This window comes from Janthinobacterium sp. GW823-FHT06H09, assembly GCF_058794735.1.
The window spans coordinates 93,232-102,732 of sequence record NZ_JBXAHC010000017.1 but is presented as its reverse complement, the minus strand read 5'-3'; the positions used below and the strand labels follow the sequence as shown (position 1 = coordinate 102,732).

Sequence of the window (9,501 nt, the reverse complement as noted above, 5' to 3'; positions counted from 1 at the left end):
GACAAAGCGTTGTGTTTGTCAGCTGCGAAGAAGGAAGAGTATGAAGCGTTTCGGCTCATTCGTCAACCTTCTTTTTTACCCTGCTTTACTCGGCATTTGCATGCGTCGTTCAGCGAGGGGGCGAATTATAGCCAAGCGACAGCGTGTCCGCAAGAGCCATTTATGGCAAGACGAACGATTTCACCAAGGTCAGCTCGCCGGCGGCCCGCATCGGCACCTGGAAGCTCTGCAGCTTTTCCCGCGGCGTGCCTTCATTGGTGATGATCGACAGGCGGGCGACGGTCAGCATGGCGGTGTTCTCGCCGCTACCGTAGTAATTGACATACGCGTGATAATTGCCCTTCAGGGGTGCCGCGCTGGAAAAGATTTCAGGGCCATAGCCGGTCGTCACGTCCACATCCAGCGCGCCGCCATCTTTCAGGACGCGGTTGCCGTACCAGGCGTGGCCGCCGTCCGGCGTGACCACATGCAGATCAAGATCGGTGCCGGCGCTGTCCCACGACAGCACGATACGCAAGCGCGCTTGCGTCTTGCCCTGGTAGCTGTCGACAAACTGGGTCCGCGCGCGGCTTCTGCCATCGGGCGAGCGCACTTCCACGCTGTTCGAGCCGCTGCCGAAACCATAGGGGCGACCGTAGCTGCCATCCTCCCCCACCTCCATCGGCATCGCCACGCCATTGACCACCAAAGTAGCGGGCTTGCCCTTGACGGCGCCCGCGATACGCCCCCGTATCTGCGCCGTCTCGGCCTGGCCCGGCTGCAGGTTGACCGACGCGGCGGGGTAATTGACCGCTTGCGTATAGTCCTCGCGCGCGCCAGCCGAATTGCGCCAGCCGCCCTTCGGTGCATCGATGGTGACCTGGGCCTGGGCCCAGAGTGGCAACAGCATTAGCGGAATCGCGCAACGGATATAAAAACTCACAGGGCCTCCAGGTTAAGGTCGACGAGCCGGCGGGCCAGCCGCTCGACATATTCTTCGTCCTGGCCGCGCGGATGACGGCGCAGGCCAAGGTGTAAATATTCATGGGCCAAGGTGATGCGGTCTTCGCGCGTGGCCAACGGGCGCATGAAGATGCGGTTCCGCGACTGCTCCGAATACGGCGCGCCGCTGGATAGCGCGCAGACCAGCGGCGCTTGCGGCGGCGCCTCGTAGCCGGCTTCGCGCAGCAGCACGCGCTGCCAGCGCGGCACGGACCGCGCCAGCCAATCCTCGTTCTGCGCCAGGCGACGGCAACGCGCGCCGGTATTGCCAACGGTGCTCAGCGCGCCGCCGGGATAGGCCGCCGCCAGCAATTCATCATAGTGCTTGCCCTGTTTCGCCTGGCGTACCGCCTCGCTCCACGCCATCGTGCCCTCGGACGACTGGTTGCTGTGATAGCGCACGGTGACGCCATCGACGATCAGCTGGTCGGTCCAGCGCGCAATCGCCAGCGCCGCCGGCGTGGCGGGGCTGGGACTGACGCGCTGGGTCGCGCTGCTGTCGGCGATCTGCTGGCAGCCCGCCACGGTCACCGCGTTCTGCTGCAAATACGTGCGCGCGGCAATCGCCAGCGCCTTGGCCGCTTCCGGCTCATTCGCGCTCGCTTCGCGGTCAAGCACCCGCGCCACATATTCATTGACGCCGAAGCGGCCGCGCAATTGCGGGCGGCCTCCCTGCTCTTGTACCAGCATCAACTCGCCGCTGCTGCGCAAGGCCAGGTTCTGGCCATTTTCGAACTGCACATGGTAGCGGCCATTGAGCGGCCCGGGTGCGGCAACGCCGCGCTCGCCGCGCACGGCACGGATCGGATAGCGCTTGAAGTAATCGACAACCACGCAGCCGCCATCGTCGGCCGCACCCACTGGCGGCAGACTGGCAGCCAGCCTGGGCGCCCACTGTTCAAAGACATTACTGCTGCCGCCCGCGCCGCCAAACCAGATGGGGGTGCCGTCGGCCAGCCAGCCAGCCGCGCCGCCAATCCGTTCATCTACCCGGCGCTGCTCGTGCCAGGAATACGTCTTCACGCGCAACTGGCTGCCGAACCAGCGCGCCGTGCCGGCACCGCGACCATCGAGCACCACGCGCAGCAGCGCCGCTTCGGCATCCATCCGGCTGGCAGCCGGTATGCTGTCCAGCGCGCGCAGCAGGCTGTCCAGCCGTACCAGCCGCCCCGGCGCCAGCTGCGCGGGGTCCGCCAGCCAGGCAAAGTCGCCTGCCGGGGCGCTACCTAAACGGGTGGTCCAGTATTGGCGCCACGGCGCGGCCGTGATCATCAGACGCTTCGGCGAGAAGAAGGGGCCGCAGGACTGCGCCAGCGCCGCATCGTGGCCGATGCTCTGGCCCGCATCGCAGCAATAAACTTCTTCCGGATCGCGGCCGCCGCAGCGGTAGTCGGGCATCGCCACCTTGTTATCGCTCGCGTAGACATATACGAACAGCTTCCACAGGCTGGCCAGCGGCACTTGCCGCGCGCCGTCAAACGGCGGCGGCGCTGCGCCGCCCTGGCGCAGCTGGCGCACCTCCATCTTGCCGTCGCGCCACCAGGCCACGTCCAATGAAGCCGACCAGGCAGGCATGGCCAGCAGCAGGGCCGCCATCAATGCAGGACGTACAAAGCGCATCACTCGACCTTCAGCGCGCGCGTGCTCTTGCCGCCGCCCTCGAAGGCTTTCTGCTCCGGCTGGTACATGCGGTAAAAGCGCGCCGGCGGCAGCACATAACTGCCCTTCTGCGCAAAGCGCAGCAGATGGCGCACCGTCACGGCGCCTTCCAACGGCTCGATCGGCACCGCGTAACCGTCGCGGCGCTCCGTGTGGCGCGCGCGTTCCAGCGCGACCGGCTTGTCGCCCGCCATGACCATGCCCCAGGTCGTCGATTCGACCATGGCACCGGGCGGCAGCGCCACCTCCAGCAAGCCAAAGCGGTGCTTCGCACCCGGTGCCGCTTTCAAGGTGATTTCATCGAGGTACAGCGCGTCCGTGCTGAGCGCCTCGCCCGGCTTGACCAGCTCCGTCGTGTAGCCGCCCTTGCCCGCCTTCATGCGCAGGATGCGCCTTTCGACGGTGACCGGCAAGGTCTGCGCTTCGGCGGCATAGCTGTCGTACTGCACCACAGCCACCGTGCCGGCCGGCGCCGGTGCAGCAAGACGCAGTTTGTCAGGCACGCCCTTGGCGTCAAGCCAGCGCCACAGCGGATGGCCGCTGCGGCTGTCGCGTTTCTGCCAGGCGCCGTCCAGCGCGACGGCCGGCCCCTTGCCGAACGATGCGCCACCCAGCTTCTTCTGCACCCACATCAACGTCATCGCGCGGTCCAGGGTCGGCATCTCGGCGCGCACGCCGGCCAGCACCGCGTCCGCCTGCGATGGCGGTATTTCGCCGGCCAGCATCAGCAAGGCTTGCGCCACTGGCGCTTTGGACTCGCGCAACACCTGCCAGGCGCTGGCCACTTGCAACTGCAGCGAATGCGGCAAGGCGACGCCATTCTGGCTGGCGACCAGCGCCACCAGGCCAAGGCTCATCGCTTGCGCTTCGCGATCAAGGGCTCCGCCCAGCAGCAGGCTGCTACTGTCGCCCGCCTGGCGCGGCTTGCCGCCCAAGGTGGCGATGGCGCTGTCGTCGACCAGGCCCGCGGCCAATGTCTGCGTGGGCAAGCCCATCTCGCGCGCCATCCACAGCACCAGCGCGCGGTCGCCCATCGCATCCTTCAAGCCATGTTCGCTGTAGACGGCCAGCAGCTTGTTCCAGTGCTCGGGCGGCAGTTCGATATGCAGCGCGCGCGCCGCGTACCAGTCGGCGTAATAAGCGTATGCCGTCATCAGCGCATTGCCGGCCGTGGCGTTGCCCCACCAGCCGAAGACGGCATTCGGACCGGCCATCGAGACCAGGCGCAGGCGCTGCGCCGTGAGCAGCGTTTGCAGGGCGCCGGCGTCCGGCCCCAGGCTTTGCGTGGCCAGCGCCAGCGGAATCAAACGGCTGGCCGTCTGCTCGACGCAGCCATACGGATAGTCGATCAGGTCGTCGGCAATGCGCGCGAACTGGCTGGCTGCTCCTTGAGCGAACGAGACGCGGAGATTGCGCGCGTCGGCCGGCAGCTTGAGCGGCATATCACCGGTGGCGCCATCGAGCGGCAGCACCAGCGAGCGCGGGCTGCTCCAGGCGGCGGGCAGGGTTTGCATGGCCGCCTCCAACGCGTCGACCAGCTTGCCGTTCTGTTTCAGCTCCAGGCGCAGCGGCACGCTAGCGCCTGCAGCGAGCGGAAATTCGACGTAGTTGACGCCCGGTTTGGCGGACAGCTTTTCCGTCTTCGGCTGCGCCCCGCCCGAGAGGACAACGTCGAGCGCCTGCTCCTTGCCCGTCTGATTGAACACGGCCACCGAGGCGCGCGGCGCATCGCCGGCACGCATCCAGTCGGGCGCCGTCCACTTGGCATAGAAGTTTTTGTCGGAACGCAGATAGGCGGTGCGCTGGCCCACGCGCCCCTGCTCATCCATCGCGCGGCCGGTGATCCTCCAGCGCGTCAGCGCGTCAGGCATGGTGAAGCTCACGCGAGCATTGCCGTTGGCGTCGGTCTTCAACGACGGCGCCCAGTAGGCCGTATCGATATTGTCGCGGCGCGGGCGTTCAAGCACCTTGACGCCGCGCTCGTTGTAGTTGTGGCGCGCGGGCGCGCCGGCCGTGCGGCCCTGCGCCATGTCGTAGCTGATGAAAGACAGGCTGGCCGTGGTGCGCACGTTGTTGCGGCGCGGATGGTAGAAGAAGTCGCCGATGTCGGGCGCTATTTCCGGCTGCAGCACATAGATCATTTCATCGACGACGCCCAGCGCCACCAGGGTGCTCAAGGGCTTGCCGTCCAGCGTGGCCTTGACGTCCAGCGTGACCTTTTCGCCGGGCTGGTAGACCTCCTTGTCGCTCTTGAACTGCAGCGCGATGCGCGGCTCGATCACTTGCAGGCCGGCGTTCTCGAACACGAAATCGCCATTGCGCGTGTACGCCACCGAGAACGTCATGTTCGGGCCATGCTCTTCTTTTACCGGGATGCGCACTCTCCACTGGCGCGGCGCCACGCGCTTCGCCTGGTACCAATCCGCAGCGCCGGCCATCAAGCCATGGTGTTCCACCTTGTCGCGCTCGAGCGTCAGCAGCGCCTGGTCGACCTTGTCGGAGAAAGTGATCAATGCCTCGGCCGTGTCGCCCGGACGGTAGCGGGCGCGGTCCAGCACGATCTCGATGCTGCCCGGCGTCGTCTGCACGCCATCGCCGGCGACCCAGTGGCTGGCGGCGGCCAGCAGGTTGCCCCGTTCGTCGCGCAGCGCCAGCTGATACGAGCCGGAGGCCGGGAATGTCACGTCCCAGCCCTTGGCGTTTGGATCGAAGGCGCCTTCGGTCTTGCTCTGTTTTTCCAGCTGCACCATCTCCCAGCGCACGGGCTTGGCCGCGCTTTGGCCATCGGCCACCAGGTCGAAATGCACGTTTTGTCCCGGATCGGAAAACTGGCGCACGGCCTTCAACTGGTAGCTGCTGCTCGAGCGTTCTATCATCAGCTCGCGCGTCGCCTTGACGCGGTAGGCCGCGCCATCGGTCGCCAGCACGGTCAAGATGTAGCGCGAGGGATCGGCGGCGGGCGGCAAGGTGAAGTCTACATTGCCGCTGCCGTCGCTCGTCACTTCCTCGGTCTTCAAGGCCACGGGGAACAGGCCGCTGTAGCGCAGCTCCCCCTCGACCATGGTGTTTTGCTGGCCGCGCAAGGACAAGGTCATCTTCGCGTTTTTCACCGGTTTGCCATCGGGGTAGCGCAGCGCGATGCTGCCTTTGACCGCCTCGCCCGTCTTGAATTCCGGTTTCGATGGCTGGACGTTGATTTCAAAGTGCGGCTTGACGTATTCGGCCACGCGGAAGGCCGCGCCATACACGCCATCCTTGTAATTGAAGCGCAGTTCATAGCCGCCGGCGGTGGCTTCCGTGGGCAGGCGGAAGCGCGTGTCGGCACCCGTATCGCCGGACAGCTGCAGCGTTTGCGTCAGCAGCGGCGTGCCGTTCGGATTGAGCACGCTCAAGCTGATCGGTGCAGCGCTTGCTGCCTGCGAGGCGCGCGCCGAGGTGAATTCGCGGCCCAGGAATTTGACGTTGACCTCGTCGCCGGGACGGTACAGGGGCCGGTCGGTCACCGCATAAATCTTGGTGTTATAGATTTCGCTGTCATAGTAAAAATTCTCGGACACGAACACGCCGCCGGCGCCGTCCTGGCCCAGCACATACGTGTGTTCGGGGCTGCCGCGCTCGAGCGAGGCGACGCCGTCTGCGCCGGTGACAGCCGACTGCAGCACGCCGGTACCGTCCGTCCACGCCACGCTGGCGCCGGCCACGGCGGCGCTGTTGTCGCGCCGCGCCGTCCATACCAGCATCTGGCCGGAAGAGACCTTGGTGACGGCCACCGTGTCCGACACGAACACCAGGGTGGTGGCGCGGTGCTCGCCGATGATCGCTTCGACCAGGTACAAGCCCGGCTTGCGCTTGCCCAGCGGGATCATCACGTTGCCGGCACCGGCGACGATAAAGTCGCTGCTCGATCCATCGAGCTTGACGCCTTTCGGCGGCGCGATGGCCTTGGCCTGCCAGATCGGATAGCGGAAGCTGTCGACCAGCTCCATGCCCTTGATCGGCTTGTACTGCGGATGATTGGCAAATACGGTCGGCTTGCGGATCGCGTCCTTCGTTGCCAGTTGCGGCTGTTCTTTCGTGACCGCGAGGCGCGCTTCGCCGGAAAACAGCTTGCGCCAGGCCAGGCGCGACTGCTTCCACCAGCTATCCCACAGAAAGCTCAAGGTATTGGCCAGGCCCTCGCCCTGGTAATTGCCCTCGACCTGGATGCGGTGCAGATTACGCTGCTTTTTCAGGAATTCCATCGGCTCGGGCACGCGGTAGACGATGATGTCGGCGCCCGAATACGCTTCCAGGTTCATGCGCCCCATGTCGCGCCCGGGCACCTCGAGCCGCACGCGCGCTTCATCCAGACTGCCGTAGCTGGCGTCGGACAGCAAAAAGAAGGACTCGCCCTTGAAGGTGCTGTAGTTGCTCGGTTCGCGCTGCTGCGCCGAGGCGCCGCCAATGAGTACCAAGGCCAGCAGGCTGGCAAGGAACAGCTTCATGACAAAAATCGGCTTCATGATAAAAACGCCAGCCGGAACACGCCGGCGAAATTCGGATTGTTGACCACAGGTTGCCACCGCGTGTCCTTCCAGCTCGTGAGTTCTTTGATATCGACGGTCCGCAGACCATTGTCGTCGGGGGTGACGGTGCCGGTGTGATAGGCGATGCGCGCGCCCATCCAGACCATCAGGTGCTGTTCGTCGCCCTGGTCGAAAAACAGCAGGTCGCCGGGCAGTGCCTGGCTGATCTCGCGGGCGACGAAGCGGCTGTTGTGCTGCACCAGCGCCAGCGCCGTGACGAAGTGGCCGACCTTGCCATCCGTCTGCACCCAGCGGTTGCGCAGGGCTGCCTGGTTCGCGTCCAGTTCCAGCTCGGGCGGCAAGCGCCGGTCGCTGGCGATGCCGTTCGCGTGCAGCCATTTCGCGTCATGCACGGTGAGCGCTTCGTTGACGGCAAAGCGCACCAGGCCGGCGCAATCGCGGTGCGTCCAGCGCGGCGAAGGCCCCCGTTCGATCTGCGCGTTGACAATGCGCAGCATCCAGGCCTGAAACGCGCGGCTCTGGGCTTGCGACAGCAGTACTTGCGGCTCGGCGACGGCGCGCAGCGCCCAGGCCTTGGGTGCGGCGACAGCGGTGACGCACACCGCCAGCGCAGCGCGCCGTCCATGCGACACCGTCATCGCGCCGTCTCCTGCCATTCCAGCGTTTCCCACGACGTGCCGCTGGCTGGCTGCCGCTTGAGCACCATGCGCAGCGGCGGATATTTTTTCAGGGCGTTCAGGCGCGGCACCAGGTGTTCGTTGGCGGCCGCGCGCAAGACCGGTTCGTTATTCGCCGGCAGGGTATCAAAGGCTTCCAGCTGGATCAGGCGGGCCAGCGAGGCCGGCGCGATCAGGCCGATCGTGTGCGCGCCATCGGGCAGCAGGTCGCTGGCGGCCGGTGCCTGCTTGCGGCGCACGGCCAGCACCTGGTCCACCAGCTTGCCGTCGGCCGAGAAGACAACCGTATTGCCGGCCACGGCCAGCGCCGGCGTGGACTGACCGAGGGCCGTGGCGACGCCGCGCTCCCAGCGAATGGCGCCATCCTTGCCCGTGGTCTTGCGCACGGGGTCCTTGCCGCCGATGGCCGCCGCGAACAGGCTGCCATAGACAGCGTCGTCGCCGGCCTGCGCACTGCGCGTGGCGACAAACACGGGCGTATGCAGGCGCGAACTGCCGTACCAGCAGGCGGCGGCGGGGCCTTGCAAGTGCCCGGCCAGCGGCACCACCGGCTCCGATGTCTTGCTGCCCAGGCGCTTGAGCACGGGCTGCAGCGCGGCCCAGTCCACCGGCACGCTGAAACAGGCGCTCGGGTTATGCGGCAGCTGCGGCCACAGGGCGCTGCTGTCATACGCACCGTTTTTCAGTTTATCGGCATTGAGCAGCACCTTCGATTGCCAGGCGCCCTGTTGAAAATCGAAGCGCAGCGCTTCGAGCGCGCCAAAGAAAGGCTGGTAGCCGAACGACAGGAAGTCGGCCTTGACGGCGATGCTGTGTCCCTCCGGCGCGGCTGGATCGAGATGAAATTGCGCATGAAAGACGTTTTGTTTCGCCGGCTCCGGCGCCAGCAGGCTGGCCACGGTTTTCTCGGCCGTGCCATCGCCATGCTTGCCATCGCTGCCGCCGTACAGCATGCCGGGATGGGACAGGATGACCAGGCGCTGGCCGTGCGCGGCGAACAGCAAGGTGCGCTGGTAGGCATAGTTCAGCGCATACACGGGCACCTGGCCGCCATCGACGCGCAAGCTGCCGGCCACGCGCATCTGCGTATCCTTCAAGGCGATCTTGCCCGCTTCCTCGAGCAGGCGCGTCAGCTGGCTGCGCGAGACGGCGATGGCGAAATGCTTGAGCGAGCCGTCGGCATCGCGCCACAAGGCCACTTCCGCCGGCTGGTCCAGCACCATGCGCAGCAGCTGGTCGCCCCAGCCCAATTCATGTTCATAGGCGATGCGGCGCAGGCTGCCCTTGAGGCCCAGCCGGTCTTCGCTCTGCTCGTAATAGAACAGGAAATCCTCGCGCAGCACGTCGCGCGCCAGCGGCACCGTCAGCAGGTCGCGCGGCAAGGCCGACAGGCTTTTCGTGCGGACCAGCGCGTCGGGCCGCGATAAATCCAGCTTCAGGCCGTTGACCGGCCCCAGCGTGCCCCAGCCGAAGACCCGGTAGCCGACCAGCGCGGCCGCCACCAGCGCCACGCCGGCCAGTGCCCCGACCAGGACTTTTTTATTGAGTACTTTTTTCGCCAGCACCTTGTATCCCTTTTAGCCTGCCGTAGCATTGACAAGTTAGTAATTGTTGACAAATGGTAACATGGCATTGGCAGCCGCAGCGCACAGCTGACG

At 65.9% G+C, this 9,501-nt stretch carries 5 protein-coding genes; all 5 read right to left on the bottom strand.

Going from position 1 to position 9,501, the window contains the following annotated elements:
- Positions 1–160: 160 nt before the first annotated feature.
- Genes AC1Q6X_RS24170 through AC1Q6X_RS24150 form a run of 5 tightly spaced genes read right to left on the bottom strand, consistent with a single transcriptional unit; the run spans position 161 to position 9,408 of the window.
- On the bottom strand, positions 161–889 hold the full coding sequence (locus AC1Q6X_RS24170) for a YfaP family protein (protein WP_492498622.1): 729 nt from the start codon (positions 887–889) through the stop codon (positions 161–163).
- 29 nt (positions 890–918) lie between these two features.
- Positions 919–2,601, bottom strand: coding sequence for a DUF2300 domain-containing protein (locus tag AC1Q6X_RS24165; protein ID WP_492498626.1), 1,683 nt, complete (start codon positions 2,599–2,601; stop codon positions 919–921).
- Positions 2,601–7,142 (bottom strand): alpha-2-macroglobulin family protein, encoded by a 4,542-nt coding sequence (locus AC1Q6X_RS24160; RefSeq protein ID WP_492498621.1) that lies wholly within the window; start codon positions 7,140–7,142, stop codon positions 2,601–2,603. Before AC1Q6X_RS24160 ends, AC1Q6X_RS24165 begins: the two co-directional genes overlap by 1 nt.
- Entirely contained in the window at positions 7,139–7,804 is a 666-nt protein-coding gene (locus AC1Q6X_RS24155) for a DUF1175 domain-containing protein (protein WP_492498620.1), read from the bottom strand. The genes AC1Q6X_RS24160 and AC1Q6X_RS24155 overlap by 4 nt, the downstream gene beginning before the upstream one ends.
- Positions 7,801–9,408, bottom strand: coding sequence for a DUF2138 family protein (locus AC1Q6X_RS24150; RefSeq protein ID WP_492498619.1), 1,608 nt, complete (start codon positions 9,406–9,408; stop codon positions 7,801–7,803). The genes AC1Q6X_RS24155 and AC1Q6X_RS24150 overlap by 4 nt, the downstream gene beginning before the upstream one ends.
- Positions 9,409–9,501: the final 93 nt, after the last annotated feature.

Bases quoted from the DNA above. Each gene is read 5' to 3' on its own strand.
- AC1Q6X_RS24170 (WP_492498622.1), bottom strand. From the start codon at position 889: ATGCTGTTGCCACTCTGGGCCCAGGCCCAGGTCACCATCGATGCACCG.
- AC1Q6X_RS24165 (WP_492498626.1), bottom strand. From the start codon at position 2,601: ATGCGCTTTGTACGTCCTGCATTGATGGCGGCCCTGCTGCTGGCCATG.
- AC1Q6X_RS24160 (WP_492498621.1), bottom strand. From the start codon at position 7,142: ATGAAGCCGATTTTTGTCATGAAGCTGTTCCTTGCCAGCCTGCTGGCC.
- AC1Q6X_RS24155 (WP_492498620.1), bottom strand. From the start codon at position 7,804: ATGACGGTGTCGCATGGACGGCGCGCTGCGCTGGCGGTGTGCGTCACC.